Source organism: Anaerocolumna sedimenticola, assembly GCF_009931695.1.
In the GTDB taxonomy this organism is placed as follows: Bacteria; Bacillota; Clostridia; order Lachnospirales; family Lachnospiraceae; genus Anaerocolumna; species Anaerocolumna sedimenticola.
Window position 1 is genome coordinate 1,230,705 of sequence record NZ_CP048000.1, and the last position, 23,312, is coordinate 1,254,016.

At 36.8% G+C, this 23,312-nt stretch carries 16 protein-coding genes, 1 tRNA gene and 2 pseudogenes; 3 read left to right on the forward strand and 16 right to left on the reverse strand.

Going from position 1 to position 23,312, the window contains the following annotated elements; genetic code table 11:
• Window positions 1-454 precede the first annotated feature (454 nt).
• A pseudogene (locus Ana3638_RS05500) lies at window positions 455-694 on the reverse strand (transposase); the annotation flags it as partial.
• Between the two features lie 287 nt (window positions 695-981).
• Window positions 982-3,600: a bifunctional acetaldehyde-CoA/alcohol dehydrogenase gene (gene adhE, locus Ana3638_RS05505; RefSeq protein WP_161837133.1), complete on the reverse strand. Its 2,619-nt coding sequence runs from the start codon at window positions 3,598-3,600 to the stop codon at window positions 982-984.
• A gap of 413 nt (window positions 3,601-4,013) precedes the next feature.
• Between adhE and Ana3638_RS05510 the strand changes: the two genes are divergently transcribed.
• From Ana3638_RS05510 to Ana3638_RS05520, 3 genes are all read left to right on the forward strand, one after another.
• Complete coding sequence (locus Ana3638_RS05510) at window positions 4,014-5,078, forward strand: HD-GYP domain-containing protein (protein ID WP_161837134.1); 1,065 nt, start codon at window positions 4,014-4,016, stop codon at window positions 5,076-5,078.
• Between the two features lie 263 nt (window positions 5,079-5,341).
• Window positions 5,342-6,232 carry a DUF3881 family protein gene (locus Ana3638_RS05515; RefSeq protein WP_161837135.1) on the forward strand — a complete coding sequence of 297 codons (891 nt, stop codon included), beginning with the start codon at window positions 5,342-5,344 and terminating at the stop codon, window positions 6,230-6,232.
• Between the two features lie 57 nt (window positions 6,233-6,289).
• A tRNA-Arg gene (locus Ana3638_RS05520) sits at window positions 6,290-6,363 on the forward strand.
• A gap of 591 nt (window positions 6,364-6,954) precedes the next feature.
• Here Ana3638_RS05520 and Ana3638_RS05525 read toward each other — a convergent pair.
• The 14 genes and pseudogenes from Ana3638_RS05525 to Ana3638_RS05590 all read right to left on the reverse strand — a co-directional run bounded on the left by Ana3638_RS05525 (window position 6,955) and on the right by Ana3638_RS05590 (window position 23,194).
• A complete protein-coding gene (locus Ana3638_RS05525) occupies window positions 6,955-8,400 on the reverse strand; it encodes a D-alanyl-D-alanine carboxypeptidase family protein (protein ID WP_161837136.1) in 1,446 nt (481 codons plus the stop codon).
• 366 nt (window positions 8,401-8,766) lie between these two features.
• A complete protein-coding gene (araD, locus tag Ana3638_RS05530) occupies window positions 8,767-9,480 on the reverse strand; it encodes an L-ribulose-5-phosphate 4-epimerase (protein ID WP_161837137.1) in 714 nt (237 codons plus the stop codon).
• Between the two features lie 199 nt (window positions 9,481-9,679).
• Window positions 9,680-11,158 carry an L-arabinose isomerase gene (gene araA, locus Ana3638_RS05535; protein WP_330587874.1) on the reverse strand — a complete coding sequence of 493 codons (1,479 nt, stop codon included), beginning with the start codon at window positions 11,156-11,158 and terminating at the stop codon, window positions 9,680-9,682.
• A 135-nt stretch (window positions 11,159-11,293) separates the two neighbouring features.
• Complete coding sequence (araB, locus tag Ana3638_RS05540) at window positions 11,294-12,844, reverse strand: ribulokinase (protein ID WP_330587875.1); 1,551 nt, start codon at window positions 12,842-12,844, stop codon at window positions 11,294-11,296.
• Between the two features lie 270 nt (window positions 12,845-13,114).
• Window positions 13,115-14,203: a GntR family transcriptional regulator gene (locus tag Ana3638_RS05545; protein WP_161837138.1), complete on the reverse strand. Its 1,089-nt coding sequence runs from the start codon at window positions 14,201-14,203 to the stop codon at window positions 13,115-13,117.
• Window positions 14,204-14,370: 167 nt separating this feature from the next.
• Window positions 14,371-14,991: a V-type ATP synthase subunit D gene (locus Ana3638_RS05550; protein WP_161837139.1), complete on the reverse strand. Its 621-nt coding sequence runs from the start codon at window positions 14,989-14,991 to the stop codon at window positions 14,371-14,373.
• 39 nt (window positions 14,992-15,030) lie between these two features.
• Complete coding sequence (locus tag Ana3638_RS05555; RefSeq protein ID WP_161837140.1) at window positions 15,031-16,428, reverse strand: V-type ATP synthase subunit B; 1,398 nt, start codon at window positions 16,426-16,428, stop codon at window positions 15,031-15,033.
• An 11-nt stretch (window positions 16,429-16,439) separates the two neighbouring features.
• Window positions 16,440-18,206, reverse strand: coding sequence for a V-type ATP synthase subunit A (locus tag Ana3638_RS05560; RefSeq protein WP_161837141.1), 1,767 nt, complete (start codon window positions 18,204-18,206; stop codon window positions 16,440-16,442).
• 219 nt (window positions 18,207-18,425) lie between these two features.
• Complete coding sequence (locus tag Ana3638_RS05565) at window positions 18,426-18,995, reverse strand: V-type ATP synthase subunit E (RefSeq protein ID WP_161837142.1); 570 nt, start codon at window positions 18,993-18,995, stop codon at window positions 18,426-18,428.
• Window positions 18,996-19,032: 37 nt separating this feature from the next.
• Window positions 19,033-19,359 carry a V-type ATP synthase subunit F gene (locus Ana3638_RS05570; protein WP_161837143.1) on the reverse strand — a complete coding sequence of 109 codons (327 nt, stop codon included), beginning with the start codon at window positions 19,357-19,359 and terminating at the stop codon, window positions 19,033-19,035.
• A 19-nt stretch (window positions 19,360-19,378) separates the two neighbouring features.
• Window positions 19,379-19,798, reverse strand: a complete 420-nt coding sequence (locus tag Ana3638_RS05575) for an ATP synthase subunit C (protein ID WP_161837144.1) — start codon at window positions 19,796-19,798, stop codon at window positions 19,379-19,381.
• A 114-nt stretch (window positions 19,799-19,912) separates the two neighbouring features.
• Window positions 19,913-21,813, reverse strand: a pseudogene (locus Ana3638_RS05580) (V-type ATP synthase subunit I).
• Between the two features lie 18 nt (window positions 21,814-21,831).
• Complete coding sequence (locus tag Ana3638_RS05585; protein ID WP_161837145.1) at window positions 21,832-22,866, reverse strand: V0D/AC39 family V-type ATPase subunit; 1,035 nt, start codon at window positions 22,864-22,866, stop codon at window positions 21,832-21,834.
• A 16-nt stretch (window positions 22,867-22,882) separates the two neighbouring features.
• Window positions 22,883-23,194: a hypothetical protein gene (locus Ana3638_RS05590; RefSeq protein ID WP_161837146.1), complete on the reverse strand. Its 312-nt coding sequence runs from the start codon at window positions 23,192-23,194 to the stop codon at window positions 22,883-22,885.
• Window positions 23,195-23,312 lie beyond the last annotated feature (118 nt).

Genomic DNA, 23,312 nt, shown 5'->3' on the forward strand with positions numbered 1-23,312 from the left:
ATAAAATACGAAATAGTAATATAAAATACGAAATAGTAATAAAAACTACGAGAAGTAATAAAAAAATATGAAAAGTAATAAAAAATAAGAAATAATAAAAAAAAATACGAAAAGTAATAAAAACAGGAATAGAAAAAATAGAAAATAAAAAAAACAGAACTTTAAAAATAAGAAATAGAAATAGAAAAATAAGAAATTGAAGATATAAGTAAAAGAAGAAGTCTCCCTGATCAAAATAATTGCATAGAGAAGACTTCTTTTCTATATGAACTTATTTGGGACCGTTTCAAATTTTGTGTTACAGATATTTTGGAGCTATAAAATTTTATTAAATCCATGAAACACCGTATAGGCTGGAATCTTTACCTTGACTGCTTTTCAAGGATTTTATGTAGTACTATTAAGACAATATGAGAAACTCTGTAAAATAAGTTTAGACGAAACGATAAACAGCCCGATCCCGGGGAATATCTAAGTCCATATCACCATAACTGGTATGCATGATTATCGTGTTGTAACCGTTTCTGCTGTTATCGATTTCTTTATTCCGATAATCATACTTAGAATAACCAAGTTCCTCATCCATTTCACCATCCAAGCTGCCTTTCAGGATAACAGACATCATTTCTCGCATAAGTGCATTAACATCCGTTCCATTCTTAACTGGATTTTCTTTCAGGTATCCGCTCATCATTTTACGTTGAGCTTGTCTTGCGGGAGACTCATCCCTTCTTTTTTTAGCCGTAAAAAAAACCTCCAAACTGAGTAATTTTATTTTACATCAATTTGAAGGTTTACACAAACTTTGGGATGCTCCCTTTATTTTTCTAAATATACAGTATTTCTTTTAACAGTTTAATGCGGTTTTACATTATAAATTTTAAAGTTAATAGTGAAACTAAGAATTAATAGTTTTGCGGTTAAGCAAAATACTTAATCTCTTTTATATACCAATTATTAAATACTTAACTAATACATCAATTATTTCTTAACAGGTACATTATCTTTTCCATAGTATGCAATCATATATAATTCTTCAAGTTCTGAAACAAGAGGAAGTCTGGGATTAGCAGTTGTACACTGATCACCGAATGCTAAATCTGCAAGTGAACCAACTTTGGATAAGAAATCTTTTTCGTTAATACCATATTCTTTTAAAGTTGCAGGTATTTCTAAGAAAGCATTTAACTTCTCAATTTCAGTTGCAAGAATTTCAACCGCATCATCATTATTTTTTGGTTTAAAACCAAGTTTATTCATCAAGGAAAAGATCTTATCACCAACAATGTAATTTTCATATTTTGGCCATGAAGTAAACTTAGTTGGGCAGGAGGTCCCATTATAACGAACTACATGTGGTAATAAAATTGCATTTGCACATCCATGAGGAACATGATATTCTCCGCCAAGTTTATGAGCTAAAGAGTGGTTGATACCAAGGAAAGCGTTAGTAAATGCCATACCGGCTATAGTGGATGCATTATGCATTTTTTCACGAGCTACCGGGTCATTAGCTCCAAATTCATAAGATTTCTTCAGATAATTAAATACCATTTCAATTGCATGAATAGCAAGTGCATCCGTATAGTCTGATGCTAGAATTGATATATAAGCTTCAATTGCATGAGTTAAAACATCCATTCCTGTCCAAGCAGTTGATTTTTTAGGAACGGACATTACGAAATCAGGATCGATGATTGCAACATCCGGTGTTAACTCGTAGTCTGCTAAAGGATATTTTTTGTTCTCAGTTTTATCTGATATAACAGCGAAAGAGGTAACTTCGGATCCTGTACCGGAAGTAGTAGGAATTGCTACTAATTTAGCCTTCTTTCCAAGCTGAGGGAATTTATAAGTTCTCTTTCTGATATCCAGGAATTTTAGTGACATATTCTTGAAATCAGCTTCCGGATTCTCATAAAATAACCACATACCTTTTGCAGCGTCAATAGCAGAACCGCCACCCAAAGCAATTATTACGTCCGGTTTGAACTTATTCATGGAATCTACACCTTTCATGATTGTTTCTAAAGATGGATCCGGTTCAACCTGATCGAAGATTTCGCAGTGTACATATTCTTCTCTTTTTCTTAATTGATATAATACTTTATTTACATATCCTAACTGAGTCATGGCAGGGTCTGTTACGATAAAAGCTTTGTTGATGTTGGGCATTTTTGATAAGTAAGCAGTTGATCCGGACTCAAAGTAAATTTTACTTGGAACTTTAAACCATTGCATATTATTTCTCCTCTTAGCTACTCGCTTAACGTTTACAAGATCTACAGCAGATACATTATGAGTAGTTGAATTACCGCCGTAAGAACCGCATCCAAGTGTCAGAGAAGGCATATTTGTATTATATAAGTCACCGATAGCACCATGAGTAGACGGAGAATTAATTATGATACGTCCGGTTTTCATTCGGTTAGAGAATTCTTCAATAACCTTTGAATCAGTGGAATGTAATACGGAAGAGTGTCCCATACCACCATTTGCAAGCATCTTTTCACATAATACTAATCCGTCTTCCACATCATTAGCTTTGGCAACAGCTAAGACCGGTGATAATTTTTCAATAGAAAGAGGGTAATCTTTGCCGACTCCATCTAATTCGGTACATAAAATTTTAGTATCTTTCGGGATTGTAAATCCAGCTAATGCTGCTATTTTTACCGGTGATTGACCAACTATATCAGGGTTAACGGATCTTTTCTCCAAATTAATAACAACAGGTTCCAGTTTCTTGATTTCTTCTTTTGTTGCAAAATAACAGCCGGCTTTTTTCATTAAGTCTATTACTTCTTTATATACAGGGGCTTCAATAATAGCAGCCTGTTCGGAAGCACATATCATACCATTATCAAAAGATTTGGATAATACTAAATCGTTAACGGCTCTTTTTAATACAGCTGTTTTTTCAATAAAGCAAGGAACATTACCAGGTCCTACACCAAGAGCAGGTTTTCCTGATGAATATGCCGCCTTAACCATTCCAGGGCCACCGGTAGCTAAGATGCAAGCAACACCAGGATGATTCATAAGAACAGAAGTAGCCTCTACAGATGGGTATTCAATCCATTGAATACAATTTTTAGGAGCACCGGCATTTATTGCCGCATCTAATAATGTTTGAGCAGCTGCTTTGGAACACTGCTGTGCACTTGGATGAAAGCCAAAAATAATGGGATTACGTGTCTTAATACAAGAGATGATTTTAAACATAGTGGTAGAAGTAGGATTAGTAACAGGTGTAACACCGGCAACGATACCGATTGGTTCAGCAACCATCATATAATCTTCTTCTTCGTTATCTTCAATAATACCAACAGTTTTTTGGTATTTAATAGAATGCCAGATATATTCAGTAGCAAATATATTTTTGGTTATCTTATCTTCATAAATACCTCTTCCTGTTTCTTCAACTGCCATCTTAGCTAAGACCTGTTGTTTAGCGAGTCCGGCTAAAGCCATTTCATGTACAATGTTATCAATAGTTGCCTGATCATAATTCATGAATTCTTTTAAAGCTACTTGCGCATTTTTAACCAGTAAATCAACATGTTCCTGAGGTGTTGGTTGTTGTTTTTTTTCACTCATAATTTAAAATCCTCCTATAATGAATAATCAAATATATGTTAATTTATTAACAATGTGCTGTAAATATTTATTACACTTTGAATATATCAAAGAATACGAATTTTGTCAAATAAAATCTTATAAATAATCAACAAAACAATGTAAAAAAAATAAAATAGAAACCGATATAAATATACATATTCACCAAAACATAGATAACATATATATATAATATACAAACAGATATTAAGAAATAAAGCAATATGTTAAAATTATAACAATTTTAATAAATTTTTAATTAATCATAATATTGACATTAATTGTTTTATTGGATATTGTATTATATAGGTGGATAAATAAAGCCTCGGGAAATTATATTACAATTACGCTAAATGCTCATTATCCGCAAATGTTCATATTACGAGGTGTTTCATATGAGAAGAATGTTACTTGATTCTATCAAGGGACATGAATTGCTTGCCAGAGATATCATAAGTAACAGTGGAATTGTAATCATGTCGGCAGGGTCGGTTATTAAAAAGGAATATGCTAGAAGGCTAACAGAATTGGATATATTTTATGTCTATGTTGAAGATGAATTATCCAAGGGGATTGCTGACGAGGATAATACAGAAGAAAAGATAAAAGAACAGTGCCAGGACATAGTAAAAAATATAATCGATAAGTATTCTTACCAAGGATATGGAGAATTGGAAAATATTCAAGAAGTCGCCGAGCAAATTATCGGAGATATGATTCAACAGCCTGAAGTTCTTTTTAATATATCTGGAGTAAGAAGGAAAAGTGAAAGCACCTATTCACATTCCATAAACGTTTGTGCCTTATCAGTATTACTGGCCTTAAGAATGAAACTACCAAAAGTGAAGGTCCGAGAGATAGCTGTTGGAAGTCTTTTACATGATATAGGGTACAATTCCATGCAGTTTGATTTTATGAATAATAATTATAATGATTTTAATAAATTAGAGCAGAAAGAATTAATGAAGCATGTTATTTATGGATATTCCTCCGTAATTAAAGAAGACTGGTTAACGTTATCTGCCAAAGATATTATATTATGTCATCATGAAAAATTAGATGGGTCCGGTTATCCGTTTCATAAAAAAGCTGATAAAATAAAAATAGGAAGTAAAATAGTTGCCGTATGTGATGTTTTTGATAGTATTGTGTATGGGTTTCTTTGCCCTAAAATGAAAGTACATCATGCAATTGACTATATAGTAAGTCAGGCTGGAGTAAAGTTTGACTTTGATATTGTAAATTGTTTTATTGAATCGGTTGCAGCATATCCTAACGGCACAGTAGTAATTACAAACACCGGTGAAAAAGGAATAGTAATAAGGCAAAACGTAAAAAGTCCGACACGACCAGTTCTACATATGATCTCAGATGTAAATGGCAATAAATATACAACCTGGGTAGAAAAAGACCTAAATAAGGAATTAACTATAATAATTGAGGATACAATTGAACTATGATAGTTAAGCTGAAATTCTTTCATCTCATAGCATCTTTTTGGATGGAAGAATTTTTTGTTTTTATGAAATGAGAGTAAAATAGATGCATTGTTTCATTTGATTCTTACAAATAGGAATAAATCTTGCAGATAACGTAAAAATATGATATAAGTAATAGATAAATATTATTTGTTTAAATTTTAAAATAATGGTTATGATAAATAAGCTGGACTCCATATAATGAGGTAATACCCATTAAATAAAAAGTTAGGTGGTGGATGATTGTGCATAGTTATTTAAGAGCAATAGGATTTAGTGAAGTGACAGATAGGATAGAATTAGAAAAATTGTTGGGCATAATCATAGATCAGCCAACAGAGAAAAAAGTATATAATATGCCAAATAATAAAGTATTTACAGAAATAACCAAACTGTTTTCTAAACAAATGGGAATAACCTTACGAGGCGAAATTGATTCAAACGGTAAGTTTTATATGGAACATTATTTTCCGTTTTATAAAAGCCAGTATATGAGTACAAAAGAAGAGACATCTATTATAAAAAGAGTTGACGCGGAAGCTTATACCGGTATGTGTGATGATGTGAGACTTGGAGTGTCATTAATATTTTATTTGCAAAATGTTGTAGATTATTTTATGGAAGGAAAAAATAAAACAGACAGACCATTCCCGATTTATTTATCAGCTTTGTCTATTTCCGGTAAAATTATTCTTCCTATGGAGTTAGATGAGAAATTGGCTAAAAATAATAGTGCGGATGTACAGTATCGAAGGCAGTTAATAGCTGAAGCAAAGAAGGGTAATCAGGAAGCAATTGACAGTTTAACCATTGATGATATCGATATGTATGCTATGATATCACGAAGAGCCAAAGTTGAAGATATATATACAATTGTGGAGACAACTTTTACCCCATATGGTTCAGAATCAGATAACTATACTGTTTTAGGAACCATAACAGATATGGATACCCTTATTAATGAAATAACCGGAGAAGAAGTTTATAGTCTTATGATATCTTGTAATGATGTTATATTTCAAGTGGTTATCAATAAGAAAGACCTTCTCGGAGAACCTGTTGTGGGCAGAAGATTTAAGGGAAATATATGGTTACAGGGAAATATTGATTTTAATTCAGAGAAATGTTTGAATTAAGGTTGACTAAATTCAAATAAAATAGTAGAATGGTTTTGCTGCCACATGGTAGTGAATGCATCTATAGCTCAGTAGGATAGAGCGACCGCCTCCTAAGCGGTAGGCCGCTGGTTCGAATCCAGTTAGGTGCATGATAAAGGAAAGGGCTGTCGCACTAAATGGGCGCCCTTTTTCATTAGAGATGTTTATCACATTTTAGGGTATCGAAATAGCGTGTGATTATTATCCAACAGAGACACGTTCTCACTCGGTTGCCGCACATAGCGGTACATAAGGTCGTGGCAGATAAGTGATTCTGCCACAACCTAAGTACCGATGGCGGCAAACGGTCTCTTAATGGATTAATAATCACACGCTATTCTTTTTACAAATCTATGTGATAAACATTCAAGATTGCTGAGGCGCCGTCCTACTTTTTTCGACAACAAAATAAATCCTAAACTTCGAAAAGTAAGGGATTTATGGTAAAATATTTATTTTTAGACAAAGGGGAAAGAGGTCTCGCGACCTCTGACCTGCTCTACAAGTTCTTCCTATATGACTTAAGTGACACAGGTATCTTGGTCAGATTAGAACTATATTACTGATGAAACCTGCCCCAGGTGGAACTCACAAGGGGACCCTCTGTTGTATTGTTATTATTGTATCTGTCTATACTGCAAAAACCTCTTAATAATACATGGTTGTGTTTACTAACAAGTATTATTAGGAGGTTTTATTAATCAGAAATCTACATAATCTTTTTTATTGTAATGTTTTTTCCGGCCTTTTTTTTCAAGGTAAGAATTTCTTCTTTTACGGAAAGGTATTTCAACAAATACTATATATAAAGTGAAACCTATTAAAATACATCCAACGATAATAGCAATGATAATTGGCTTTAAATTACTGGAATCATCAAACCGGTTAATTGCCTGGCTGTTACCGGAATCAGGCGATGCCGTTGGGGTTGGAATATAGGAACCTTTCAAAATGTTTTGGGAAGGCACATTATTATAAATTATATCGGCTGATCCAACAAAAGTATCTCCATATGTGTATTGAATGGAGCCAATTACATTTTCGCCATCTGCAATTTTGTCTGTGGGTTTTAGCACAATTTCTTTTTTGGCATCTTTATAGTCTGCGTTATTAGGCAGCACAATATTTCCTTTTGAGCTGATTTGGAGACGGGAAGTATTTCTGCTAAATAACGGGCTGTATTTTGTAAATAAAGGAGTTGTTTCTTCCGTATCCGGATTCTCCTTATCGGTAATATTATATATTTTGAAATTATCAAAACCGTAATTTAACAAATTAGCGGTATCTGAATATTCATGTTCTATACTGTCACAGTGCATAATTACGCTGATTAAAGTCATTCCATCCCGTTCTGCAAATGTTACTAAGGTATATAAAGCTTTGGAAGTGTATCCGGTTTTACCGCCGATAACTCCATCATAATCCAGATCACCTTTTATAAATTTATGGTGGTTAGCCAGATACCTTGTCTCATTTTGAACGTTAGTCGGAGGAATGGCATAGGTTCTTGTGCCGGTTATTTTCCTGAACACATCATTGTTAATAGCTGCTTTTGAGATTAAAGCCATATCATAAGCAGAGGTATAATGATTTGGATCGGGTAAACCATGGGGATTTACAAAATGGGTATCGGTACAACCAAGCTCGGCAGCTTTTTTATTCATAAGTTCAGCAAAAGAAGCTATGTTACCGGAAATATGTTCAGCAATGGCATAAGATACTTCATTGGCAGATTCCAACATAATTCCGTAAAGACACTGCTCTATGGTAAGTTTTTCGCCAACATCAATACCAATACGGCTGCTGTCTAAATCAACATCATAGATTGCATCTTTCGAAAAAGTTACGGTTTCTCCAAGCGATGAATTTTCAATGGCTAATAAAGCCGTCATTATTTTAGTGATACTTGCCGGGTAATAGGATTTATGGATATTTTTAGAATATAAAACAGCTCCGGTGGATGCTTCCATAACAATTGCCGCTTCCGAATTAACATGGGGTTTGTTATCCGGCCATTTTAACTTAGTACTCTTTGATTCGTTAATTTTACCGGTTGAAACAGCATTAGAAACAGGTTGGGCATAACAGGTAGATATATTAACAAATAATAAGCATAGAATGCCTATTATGGCTATTGACTTTTTCATAGTAACTCCTTTATAGAAAACCGAATGGTATTTTTTTTGATACATCAAATGTATATACTTGTTCTCAAGGTTATAACTTATATATATATTTATTTAAATTTATAAAAATAATTTTATTTCATTCATTTGTACAACTAACATCAAATCATAGTATATGAAAATAATACATATATTATAGATTATTTCATGATTTGTATCAAGAAAAAATAAGATATTTAATAAAAATTCAGAATTCATAATTCGGCAAATTTTGGAGATTCAGTTTGTAGACCGGTTACAGGGTACTAACTGTATTTTCCAAAAAAAAAAGGAACCTCAAAAGTTCATAAATTAACTTTTGAAGTTCCTTTCTCTATTCATAACTAATCAGAACTGCGAAGGTGTTTTCTGCCCATAATAAGCATTTTTACCGTGTTTCCGTAAGTAATGTTTATCCAGAAGCTCTTGCTGCATAGGCGGTATTGAACCGCCGGAAAGAACAAGATTATGCCATGCCATAAATGCTACCTCTTCCAGAACAACAGCATTATGAACAGCGTTATGAGGATCATTTCCCCAGGTAAACGGTCCATGGCTGTATACAACCACTCCCGGGACATCCTCCGGTTTAATATTACCTTGCTGAAACCGTTCAATAATTACAGTACCGGTTTCCTTTTCATAAGCAGAATTAATTTCTTCCGGAGTCATTTTACGGGTACAGGGAATTTCTCCGTAAAAGTAGTCTGCATGAGTAGTGCCCAGAGCAGGTATTCCCTGTCCGGCCTGAGCAAAGGTAGTTGCCCAGCGGGAATGAGTATGTACGATTCCGCCGATACCAGGAAATGCTTTATACAACTCTATATGAGTAGCCGTATCGGAGGAGGGATTTAAATTTCCTTCTATGCGGTTGCCGTTTAAATCGACTACAACCATGTCTTCTGCTTTCATAACGTCATATTCCACACCGGAAGGCTTAATTACGATATAACCGGATTCTCTGTCTATTCCGGATACATTCCCCCAGGTAAATGTAATCAATCCATATTTGGGTAATAACATGTTTGCTTCAAATACTTGTTTTTTTAAATTCTCTAACATAAGTAATTCCCTTTCAAATTTATACTAATTTAGGATTAGAGTGTCAGAAGGTCAATTTTGTATTCAGAATCTATGTACATGTATTTTTAAAAATACATGTACATAGAGTATTTAACACTGGAATCAATTTAGGCAATTTTTAAACAAATTATTCTATTAAAATATAAAATCAATTAACCCAATTTCAGAGCGGAATACGTTATTTTAATTTCCAGGCAATATCCTGTAAAAATAACAGCTGTTTTAGCCCTTCTATAGTAGTATCTTTACCGATATGAACGTATTCAATACCCATAATTTCGGCAAAGTCCTGCATATGTTCTGCCGTTAAGGAATAGGAAAATACCGTATGGTGGGCGCCTCCGGCCAAGATCCAGCATTCGGCACCGGTTTTAAGATCCGGCATAGCTTTCCACATAACACGGGCAACCGGAAGATTTGGCATTTCATAGATAGGTTTTACGGCTTCTACATCCTGTACAATTAGTCGGAAGCGGCCGCCCATATCCACTAAGGAGGCAACAATTGCTTTACCGGGATGGCCTTCAAATACCAGACGGGCAGGATCGGCTTTTCCTCCGATACCAAGTGGATGTACCTCAATTCTTGGCTTATCCGCTGCAAGGGTAGGGCATACTTCCAGCATATGCGCACCTAAGGATAATTCATTCCCCTTAGTTAAATCATAAGTGTAATCTTCCATAAATGCAGTTCCGCCATCCAGTCCATCCGCCATCTGTTTCATAATATGGGTCATGGCCGATACTTTCCAGTCACCTTCACCGCCGTATCCGTATCCGGCTTCCATTAATCTCTGACTGGCAAGTCCGGGTAATTGTTCCATGCCGTGCAAATCTTCAAAAGTATTGGTATATGCGCTGCAGCCGGCTTCCTGCAGCATTTTTTTCATTGCAATTTCTGCTTTGGCCTGATAACGGACTGCTTCCATATTATCGGTTGCAATAATGTATTTTTCCTTATATTCCTTTATTAAAGAATCCACCTGTTCTTCCGTTACGGCGTTAATTTCCTGTACCAAATCACCAACTGCGGTGGTATTTACCTGCCAGCCCAATTTAATCTGTGCTTCCACCTTATCGCCTTCTGTTACGGCAACCTGCCGCATATTATCTCCGAAACGCATTACTTTAAGGTTTTTACTTACAAGAACGCCGACAGCAGAACGCATCCAGTTTCCGATTTTTATCTGAACGTCGTCATCTTCCCAGTAACCTGCTACAACTTTTCTAGGTATCCGCATTCTGGTCCCGATAAAACCATGTTCCCTGTCTCCATGAGCGGACTGGTTTAAATTCATAAAATCCATATCAATTCCTTCATTGGGAATGGTACGGTTAAACTGGGTATGAAAGTGGCAATACGGTTTTTCTAAAATGGATAATCCGTTAATCCACATTTTAGAAGGGGAAAAAGTGTGCATCCAGGTAATGATACCGGCGCATTTTTCATCATAGTTTGCTTCTTTGATTACTTTCGTAATCTCATCCGGAGTGGTAACAATGGGTTTATAAATTACGGAACAAGGTATAACACCGGAATCATTTAAACCTTCTGCAATTACCTGGGAGTGGGAAGCTACCGCTTTCAGAGTCTCCGGGCCGTAAAGATGCTGGGAACCTGTAATAAACCAGAATTCATAACGTTTCATTGCTGACATAAATCAAACCTCCTTAATCGCGTTTTTTACGCATTATTTATGTAATAGTTTAGTACTTACATTTCAGGATGCCATATAAGATTATTAACATAAAACCGGTTAAACATGGGGTATGTTTATCCGGTTTTATATTATTTAAATACTCTGTTGTTTTTTAATCTCTTTTAACCGTTTCATTACATCATTTTCTCCACGGCCGAAATAATCATGTAATTTGGAATACTCAGCGTATAATAAATCGTAAACTTTAGCATTCTCCGGAATTGGAGTATAAATGGTATCGCGAAGTTTACCCATTACACTGCCTGCTTTAAAGACATCATCATATCCGCCTTTTTCCGAACCGGCTGCAACAGCACCGAAGATTGCGCTGCCAAGAGCAGGACCCTGGGTTGTTCCGCCAATTTTAATAGGTATCTGGATAATATCGGCATAAATCTGCATCGCCATAGGATTTTTAAGGGAAATTCCGCCGGATGCGTAAAATTCATCTACCGGTACACCATTTGCACGGAATGTCTCTATAATTTTTCTGGTTCCATATGCAGTTGCTTCAATTAAAGCGCGGTACATTTCCTCCGGTTTCGTCTGAAGAGTCATACCTAAAATCATACCGGTTAAATCCACGTCAACTAATACGGAACGGTTGCCATTCCACCAATCAAGTGCAACTAAGCCGCTTTGTCCTGGCTTTAATTGTTCTGCTTTTTGGGTCAAATACTGATGAATATTAAGGCCTTCCTCTTTAGCCGCATCATAATATTCTTTACTTACACAATTTTCAACGAACCAGGCGAAATGGTCACCTACGCAGGACTGACCTGCTTCATAACCAAAGAAACCAGGGCATACGCCGTCTTCTACAACACCGCACATACCAGGAACGTTATGTTCTTCATTACTTAATAAGATGTGGCAGGTAGAGGTACCCATAATAGCCAGTAATTTTCCGGGGCCGTCTATTGTAACGGCTGGTACGGTAACATGAGCATCTACATTGGCAACGGCTACTGCAGTACCAACTTTTAATCCGGTAAGCTTTGCCGCTTTTTCCGTAATTTCTCCGGCTTTTGAACCAAGCGGAGTAATCGGACAGTTCAATTTATCTTCAACTACATTTTCCAGTCTGGGATCCAAAGCTTTAAAAAATGATTTATCCGGATAACCATTTTGCTTATGCCACATTGCTTTATAACCTGCGGTACAGGAGTTTCTTGTCTGTACACCGGTTAATTGCCAGATAACCCAATCGGCTGCTTCCATAAAGAAGTCAGCTTCTTCATAGATATAAGGGGCTTCGTCTAAAATCTGCCAGATTTTTGGAAACATCCATTCCGAAGAAATCTTTCCGCCATATCTGGCTAACCAATCCTGTTCCATATCGGTTGCAATCTGATTTAACTTATTTGCTTTATCCTGTGCGGCATGATGTTTCCATAATTTTATATAGGCATGAGGGTCACCTTTGTATTTATCCAGCAGGCAAAGTGGGGTTCCGTCAGCCTTAACCGGAAGAATGGTACAAGCAGTGAAATCAATACCAACACCGATAATATCTTCCGCTGATACACCGGATTGTTTTAATACGGCAGGTATGGTAACCCCAAATACATCCAGATAATCGGCAGGATGCTGAAGTGCCCAGTCAGGAGGCAGCTTCCTGCCATCCGGTAATGTTTCATCCATTACTCCATGGGATATTCGTAGGTTGCATCCGCTAATTCTTCCCCAGTTTCCACATTAACCAGTAATGCCCGCCCGGATAATGTTCCAAAATCTACACCAATTGAATACTTTGGCATATATAATTACCTCCTAAATAAAATAAATATTGTTTTTTAAGGAGTTATGAAGCTCCTTGTAAATAAAGTCACAGAGTACGCAGGTAAAGATGTACGTACAAGTTAATGTATTTTAATTGTATATGAAAACACCTGAAAAAGCAAGTAATATAAATTACAATTTTTTAACGGAATCCCGGATTTTTAAAATAGGTTCAAATACCACATGTTCCGGTTTTTTCGATACATTTAGCTGCTGCAATATAATTTGTGCGGCTTTCTTTCCCACTTTTTTTGCAGGGTAAACAATAGAGGTTAGATTAAAAACCATTTGTTTGGATAAAAAAGAGTCATCAAAACTAACCACGGAGATATCCTCAGGAACATTTTTGCCGTTGCGCTTTAAGAGACGTATTAAGGAGGCAGCAACCAGATCATTATAACAAACTACGGAAGTAACCTCAGAAAGCCGGTTCAAAATAATATGATCCATCGTTCCTTCAAAGTAATATTTATAGTCTTCTGTGGTATACCATATAATAGAAGTATCATTTATGGTAAGATTATTCTTTTTCAGCGCTTTTAATAAGCCTTCATAACGCCTGATTCCCTGAAAGTCGTCTGATTTGTAAAAACCTCCTATATATTTATGGCCGTTTTGAATTAAAACATCTGCTACCATTTCACCGGCTTTTACATCATCCAATATAATATAAGAATCATTATAACCGGTGTAGTAACCGTTAATAAATACGGTAGGAATATTTTTTTCTTTTATCTGCTCGTAAAGACGTTTATTGAAGTTTGGAAGGGCTGATTTCGTACCTTCTACGATGAAAGCATCCACTCCGCTCTGCATCATCTGAATCAGGCAATTTTCCTCATCCGAGGGTTTATTGTGTGTTATTCCAAGAGACATGGTATAACCGCCGTCTGTTAAGACTTCTTCAATTCCGTGGATAATGCTTGGAAAAACATAATCATCCAAATAGGTAGTAATAACACCAATTCTTTTGGTTTTATCAGCAGGTTCTTTTTTACCCGGAAAATTAACATAAGTTCCTCTTCCGTGTTCCCTGATGAGGATACCCTCAGCTACCAGTGTACCAATTGCCTGTCTGACTGTCTGACGGCTGATCATAAACCGGGAAGCCAGTTCATTCTCAGACGGAATTTTATCTCCTATTTTAAAGGTATTATCAGCGATATTCTCTTTAATCCATAAACTAAGTACCGCATGTTTGGAAAGCTCATTATTATTCATATATGCACCGTATTCTTCTCTGGTATAAGTAATTTATTCTTTTCATTTTACTATAAAATTACCAGGTTGTAAATACAACTGCAGCTCTGAAAGGTAAATTTGTTTGTATCTCCCCTGACTGGGTTATTTTCAGATATTATGTTTGCATACTGGTAATTATAGTAGCATTAACTTGTCATACGTCTATGTTTTATTACTTTTAATCTGGTAAATTCCTCCCTTTCCCGTTCCTCTAATGAGTTTTGAATATCTCTGGCTAATTCAGTAAAATATGGAATGGTTATATTTTTCAATGCATTAGCCCGCTTTTGGGTTTTCTTTATATTAGCAGCCAGCCGATAAGCAGAATTCTCTATCATAGCCAGCCGTAAAGTCAGCTCTTTCACTTTGATAAAATGACTGGTAGCTTCATCTAAAGATATCCTGGTATTATAGAAAGAATAAGTCGGTTTATTATCTGGTTTATTAAACTCCACCAAAGGAATATCGGTTCCCATAATACTCCGCTGCTTAATGAGAATGGAAGTCTCCTCAGGTATAGTGCTGCTTAAATCTTCTACATTACGTATACCCATTTCAATATTAGCCCGCTGCAGTGCCTGGTAAGCAGCGTTAAAAGTAATATCAATTTCCGATTGTATATTCTTGGCCTTATCAATTAATTCCAATAATTCGCGGATTAATATATTACGTTTCTTATCCATCAGTTCATAACCTTGTTTTGCCAGAGATAAGGAGTTTTTAGCTAATATTAAGTTACCCTTGGTAGGAAAATTATTAGGATCCATAGAAATCTCCTTTAAATATCTTGTTTCGCAATTATCTTGTTATTCATTTTCTGACAATACTTCCGCAGAAAGATGATAATATTGATCTAAAATCTTTGTATCAACACGGTCTAATTCTTCTCTTGGCAAAATGGATAACAGCTTCCAGCCTTTATTTAAGGTATCAAGGATAGAACGGTCTTCATCCCGGCTCTGGGCAATAAATTCCTGTTCCAGGTCGGCACCGAATTTAAGATATTTTTTATCAACGGGAGATAGTTCATCTTCGCCGATAACGCTTGCCAAATTTCTGGCTTCTCCAACCCGGGCATAGGAAGAAAACAGCTGATTGGCCAGATCCTGATGGTCTTCCCTTGTATATCCTTGCCCTATGCCGTCTTTCATTAGACGGGATAGAGAGGGGAGAATACTAATGGGAGGGTATACAGCTTTTTGATGTAAGGTACGGTCCAAAACAATTTGTCCTTCGGTGATGTACCCGGTAAGGTCAGGAATGGGGTGTGTTATATCATCATTTGGCATGGTGAGAATGGGTATCTGAGTAACGGAGCCCTTAGAACCCCTGACAATTCCGGCACGTTCATACAGAGTAGCAAGTTCGCTGTATAAATAACCGGGGTAACCCTTTCTGCTGGGGATCTCTCCTTTGGAAGAAGATACCTCGCGCATAGCCTCTGCAAAGGAGGTAACGTCCGTTAAAATAACCAGGATATGTTTTCCTTTTTCGAAGGCCAGATATTCTGCGGCCGTTAAAGCCACTCTGGGAGTAATTAAACGTTCTATCACCGGATCATTGGCAAGATTTAAATACATGACCACATGGGAACTTGCTCCGCTTTCTTCAAAAGTACGGCGGAAAAAATCTGCCACATCATGCTTAACACCCATTGCTGCAAAAACAATAGCAAATTCCTCATCACTGCTTCCGCCAAGGGAAGCCTGCCTGACTATCTGGGCTGCAAGCTGGTCGTGGGGAAGGCCATTACCTGAAAAAATGGGGAGTTTTTGTCCACGGATTAAAGTTGTAAGGCAATCTATGGCAGATATACCTGTTTTAATATAGTTTCGTGGATATTCTCTGGCACAGGGATTTAGAGGCTGGCCGTTTACATCACGCTTTAGCTCGGAGATGATATTACCCAGACCGTCAATCGGCTGGCCAACCCCGTTAAAAATACGGCCTAAAATATCCTCCGAAAGAGACAACTCCATTGGATGTCCGGTTAATTTTGTATGAGTATTATTTAAGGACATATCCTCCGTTCCCTGAAACACCTGTATTACGGCTTTATCTTCATATACTTCTATAATTCTGCCTATTTTTTTCTTACCTTCTACGGATAATTCTACGATTTCATCATAGGATGCATCCCGAATCCCCTCCAAGGCAATTAAGGGACCGTTAATTTCACTAAGTCCCAGATATTCAATTGACATAGGAGTCCTCCTTACGCATTTTTAAGTAAGACTTGTTGATAAAATTCATCAATCATAACTCTGTAATGATCAAATTTATCCAACTCATCATTTGCCACATCATATTTGATCGAAATAATCTTTTCGAAAATATCCTCCTGTTTTAAAACGGACATAGGCATATTCATAGCAATTAGCTGTTTCGTTTTCGTATACAAATATAATATGGTCTGCATCATTTTAAGCTGTTTTGTTAAAGGTACAAAGGTATCGGAAGGGTGATAAGCGTTCTGCTGTACAAAACCTAAACGAATGACTCTTGCAATTTCCAATATGAGTTTCTGGTCATCCGGTAGTACGTCGCTGCCGATTAATTTAACGATTTCATTCAGCTGGCTTTCCTGGGTTAAGATACTTAACAGCTGATTTCTGCAGTCTACAAAGTCACTTCCTACATTTGCCGTATACCAGGGGGAAAGATCGGATAAATATTCACTGTAACTGGTAAGCCACTGAATTGCCGGAAAATGTCTGGCATATGCCAAAGATTTATCAAGTGCCCAGAAACAACGGACAAACCGCTTGGTATTCTGGGTAACCGGTTCCGAAAAATCACCACCTTGGGGAGATACGGCGCCTATAATGGAGACACTGCCCTCCGTTCCGTTTAAATTCTCCATAAAACCTGCCCTTTCATAAAAACCGGATAAACGGGAGGCTAAATAAGCCGGAAATCCTTCTTCCGCGGGCATCTCTTCCAAGCGGCCGGATAATTCCCTCAAGGCCTCAGCCCAGCGGGAGGTGGAATCAGCCATGATTGCTACATGATAACCCATGTCACGGTAATATTCAGCCAGAGTAATACCGGTATAGATACTGGCTTCCCGCGCGGCGACAGGCATATTGGAGGTATTGGCGATGAGGGTGGTCCGGTCAAGGAGAGGATTACCTGATTTGGGATCGACAAGCTTTGAGAAATCTTCCAAAACTTCAGTCATTTCATTACCACGCTCTCCGCATCCAATGTATATAATAATATCCGCATCAGACCATTTGGCCAGTTGGTGCTGTGTCATGGTTTTTCCCGTGCCAAATCCGCCCGGTATGGCAGCGGTTCCCCCTTTTGCTATGGGAAACAAGGTATCCAGAATACGCTGACCAGTTATTAAAGGCCTGTCAGATGAAAAACGCTTATTTACGGGCCTTGGAATACGGATTGGCCATTTTTGTGCCAAAGTTAATACCCTTTCCTCTCCTGAGAAATCTTTTAATGTAATAATAGGATCGTTAATGGTGTATTTGCCATCCGATACAACATTTGTAACAATACCCGATATTCCCGGAGGAACCATGGATTTATGCAGTATCGCGGGAGTTTCAGGCACTTCTGCTATAATACTGCCTCCATACAGCTCATCTCCTGATTTAACGGTAATATGGACATCCCACAGTTTATTGATATCCAGGGGTTCCACACTGATTCCACGTGTTATATAAGCGCCGGAGCGTGATTGAATTTCCTTTAAAGGGCGTTCTATACCATCAAAGATATTACTGATAATTCCCGGGGCAAGGGTTACGGATACGGCGGCGCCGGTAGAGGTCACTTCCTCTCCAGGTTTTAATCCTGAGGTTTCTTCATATACCTGAATGGTTGTTTCTTTTTTCGTAAGCCCAATTACTTCACCCACTAATTTTTGCTTACCTACCAGAACCATTTCCCCCATTTTAAAGCCCTGATTCCCAGCTACATATATAATTGGACCGTTTATACCGAATATTATGCCCGTATTAATCATAAATGGAAAATCTCCTTTCCTTATTAGGTTTACTTAGCTAATTGCGAAACACCATTATTGCATCTATTTACCATGCAATTAATACAATTTCAGAGCTGAATTTTGCCCATAGGCAACTGAAGCTCTGAAATTCGTATAAATTGTATGGTATATTCAGAAAACTAGATAATTTCGCAATTACATATTTGGCTTAATTAGGCAATTACGAATAAGTGCCAATTATTGAATTATATATGAGCTTTTCAGTTCTTCTAATTTAGTTAAAAATGAATTGTCAATTAATATATTTCTACCATGGATGACGGCCCTGATACCTCCCATAAAATCTCTGGTGCTGATTGTTAAGGAGGTTTTCGTTTTTTCCTCTAAGGAAGCTTTTAAACCCTCATCCGAGGGATTAATATAAATAGTCATATCTTCTCCATTGGCATAATCCACGGCTCCCATTATCTGATTGCAAAGAAGAATAAAATAATCGGGGGAAGTTATGAAACTTTTTAGTTTCTCAGACGCTTCCATAAACAATTTTTCCGATAGTTCAGCAGATTTGTCACTGATTTTTCGTTTCAGCTTTATAGCTTCCGTTGAAAGCGTACGGTTTTTCTCCTGCAGCAGCTTTTCGGATTCACCCCGGTAAAGAGCGTCGGCTTTTCTTTCAGCTTCTTTTTTATATTCATCATAGATTTCCTGAAGTGATTTCTTATATTCTTCAACTATCTGAATATTTTGATTTGTAGCGCTTTCAATAGCGGCATGATAGAACTGGTCCAGTTTTTCATCTAAAGTCATATGAACCCACCTCACTTAAATTTTTACTTAGGTTGTTTCAGCGGCCTTTGGGGTCAGATATTTTTATGCCTATAGCTTCATTAACGTAAGATGTAATGAAATCGGGTTTCCTGCCGGTTCCGTGCCGGTCTGGTATCTCAACGATCAACGGCAGTTTACGATTTAATTTTACATCGTTAATGATATCCGGAAACTCCGCACTTAGCTTTTCCGTAATTAATACAACTCCGATGGTCTTATCTGCTAAAACAGTATCCAGCTGCTGTTTTAAATGATCTCTTGAATGTATTACTACACCGTTCACGCCGGCAAGGCGCATTCCGGTATAGGTATCCACATTATCACTGATGAGAAACATACGCATTGGATTCCCTCCTTAAGGCCTAACCTAAAATGGTAAAAGAAACAATTAATCCGTAAAGAGCAATTCCTTCCGCCAATGCAACAAAGATCAGGGCTTTACCCATAATACTGGAATCCTCACTCATCGCCCCTAAGGCAGCAGAAGCAGCAGAAGCAACAGCGATACCGCCGCCGATACAGGATAAACCTGTGGCAAGTGCAGCAGCCATATATCTCCATCCCTCAGAGGAAGCAGAAGTAACCGCTCCGGAATCCGCGGCTAAAACCTGACCGTTCCATAATAAAATATCAGCGATTATTAATGAGCCAAAGAAGAATAAGGCATTGCAGGCAAGTGCCGCTTTTAAATTACCCTTTTTCTTTTCACCAAGTAAAAATGCTCCGAACGGAATCAGAATGCTTAAAATCAGAGCTGCAATTAAAGTTATTTTTAGCAACATAATAAACTCCTCCTGTAATAGTTGTATGGTAAATTATATTTAATAATGAATTGAAATGGATACGCTTGTATTCATTTGAAACAATAAAATGGCCTTTTGATACTCAATTCCCAATTATTTATTTTTATATGGTTTAAAAACCTTGCCGTTTCCGTTATAAAAACGGCTGAACATTTCATAATATTCCAGACGCAGAACCTGGATTCCAACAATCAGGCCTTCCATTCCGGCTACAAAAGCATTGCCTAATACTAAAACAAAAATATTCGGATTGGCAGATTCGGCATTTGCTAATAACATAACCACCCCATCATAGCCGCATGGCTTAAAGCAAATGCACCTACCCTAAGGAAAGAAATAGAGTTAGTTACATAACTTAATAGTATTTCAAATAATTCAAATAAGGATTCTACAAAAAACATGACCTTATTATCCGGAAATATTTTCGTTTTCTTTTCAATAATATGGGATAGGGGTTCCCTGAAAAAGATAAGCAGTAACGGTATGGCAAAAAACAGAATTAAAATAATGGCCGCGGGGAGGGTTTTGCCGGTAAATAATAGAAGGGCACAGGTTATGGCCGCACCGTAAAATACAAGGCCCGCAACACCATTGGTATCGAAGAATATTTTTTCGGTATCTTTTGCTTTTATGCCGTTTATTATATTCAGTATCATTGAAATTAAGATTAAAACTACCCCAAAACCAACGGCAGCCATCAGGACGGTCATAACGTTATCCATTGGATTTAACCAAAGGTGGGGAATAACATCTTCAAAACCAAAAATACTTCCATACAAAAAACCCATAATAGTAGAAAAAATTCCGGCGGTGGCTATAATCGCCGCCAGGTTCATTTTCTTAATTTTATAAATGAGCGTTCCGCCGATAACAAGACAAAGTCCTTGTCCCACGTCCCCGAACATAATGCCAAAAAGCAGGGAATAGGTAATAGCTACGAAAGAAGTAGGGTCAATTTCGTTATAAGCAGGTAAGCCATACATTTGAATAAACATTTCAAAAGGTTTGAAAAGCCGGTGGTTCTTTAGCTTTGTGGGAGGTTTAGTCGTCATGCTTTCATGATTATCTTCCGACAGGCAATAAACGCTGGGATCATTTTCAATTTCTTTTAAGAAAGAACTGGTGTTATCCTCCGTCATCCAGCCGCACAAGATAAAATAAAATAAGTCACTGTCGGAGGATTTGGTGCAGGCGGCTAATTTCCTTACATCAAAATTCTTTGAAAAAGTACTTAAGGTATCATATGCCAAAAGGATATCATTTGATTGATTCACCAGCTTTTCTTTTTCCTGTGCGGATATTTCTTTAATCTTATCAAGAACCGTATCCAGCTTATTTGATATTAATTTATAAGCTTCTTCCGGCGTTCCCTCGTATTCGGCCGGAAGATAAATTCTCTCAAAATGCAGAGAGGAATAGATGGCATCTATCTTAACGGAATAGGCAGCAGGAACAAAATATACTCCCCATATGTATTCTGCGTCGCTGTCACATTCAAAAAAAAGGGTAGTTAAATTATCATATACATACCTGGAGAACTTATTAAAATATTCGTGGGAAATTCTGCCGAAACGGAATTTCGTAAATTTAAAATTCAGAATTTTATTTATCTCATAATCCAGGTGCCGGAAAGGGATTATCTTCGACAGCAAATCCCTAAGATGTTCCCTTTCCTCCTTTAATTCATTTTTCCTTTTTTCCAGCTCCTCCAGTTCAGCCGTAAGGGAATAAATTAAATCAGAGGCGGCACCGGGTGATAAATTGTTAACGGAAGCGGAAGCTTTTTTATCTAATTTATCTACAAGATCTTCTGCTTTAAGAAGTACATCCTTATAAGGATTTATCTCAATAAAAGGTTTTAAGTCATGAACAGATTTGAGCTCGGATAAAGCATTCTCCAAATGAATTTCATATTTACCCAGATAAACATTTACCACTCGGTCAAAATCACTTTTTGGCCCGGTAATGCTTAAAAATTTCATTTTTTCAACCATTCTCTTACCTCCTTAAAACTAAGCCAGAACATATTTTAATATATCCTGAGGGCCGAGCTTATACCGGATACATTCCAGTGCGGTAATCAGCCGGCGGACTTCCATTTGCTTCAGATGTAAGTAATAATGAACCGGTGACATGGAAGCAGGGTACAGGGACGTATTATCTTTATATATTTTAGTTATCAACTTCTGGCAGGTATTTTCGATAGAACCATCTTCCAGGGATGATATAAGATGTTCATAATATGTTGTTTTAATTACTGCGATAAATTCATCGATAGACGCTGATTCCGTAAGCTGTACTAATTTTTCTTTGGTAAGTTTATATGTTATTGGTATAACATAGGCATAAGAGTCGGCAGAGCGAACATTAAAATACTTTTTAGAACGATATAACCACAGGATGTTAAGCAGGTCAATTTCAGAGCCCAGCCGTTGAGTAAATGCCAAACGGTTATCACCGTTTAGTCGTTTATCTTTTAATTGCCATACTTTTTTATAATAATAGATATCCAGCTGCATCTGATAATCGAAAGGGGTTGCAGCAGAGGCATTGGATAAGTTATATAGCAGAGAATAATACGGAGTAGCTCTTAAATGATTTATATATTCATCTATGGTTTGGGAGGAAGCCAAAGCTTTAACATCTATACTGGAATGTCGGTTAAAAAAGGGAGCAAATATATCTAAATTGTAATCATTCACTTTCGTATAGATCATTTGCATACAGGATTTTAATACATCAACCTCATAACGAAAGAAAATAAAATTTAAATCATTTCTTTGTTCCGGATCTGCAAACTCATATATTTTAGAAAAATCCTGATATAAACCATTAATAAAAACCTTTTCTGCCTGTCCACGGTGTAACACATGTTCATCATAATGATAAAATATTTCCCGGTATCCGGGATGGTTCTTAAGAAATGCAATAAATTCCGAAGTCGATTCCAAATCGGCAATTGCCTGATAATCCTCGGAACTTATAAGGTTTGCCTGCATTGCCCTAATTTTGGTAACAATTCCGCTGTAAGATAATAAATTACCCATCAGATACCTCCTGACTTTATGAACTGATAATTTCCTTAACTATTTTATCTGTAAGTTCGGTGTGATTCTTTTGATAATTTTCTTCCATAAGAGTGATATGTTTCAAACAATCGCCGGTTAAGGACTGCATTTCCTGATTTAATTCTTTTCCTGCCTGGATTTTTAATATTTCCAGCTTCAGGGTATTATCATCAGCTAATTTTTTATCCAGTGCTTCCATATCTTTTTGCAGTTTTTCATGTAATTTTGATTTTTCTTCATTAGCCCGTTTGACGATTTGATTAGCTTTTTCTTCAATATCATATAATAGATTAATTACTTTTTCCATATTTGTCACCCATCACACAGATCGCAGGCCTGCCTGTGATACTGCTAAAAAATAAAAAAGAGTGAGTGAAAGAATTCACATGGGAATCTTCCTTTTTCAAATATTCCTTCACTCTTAC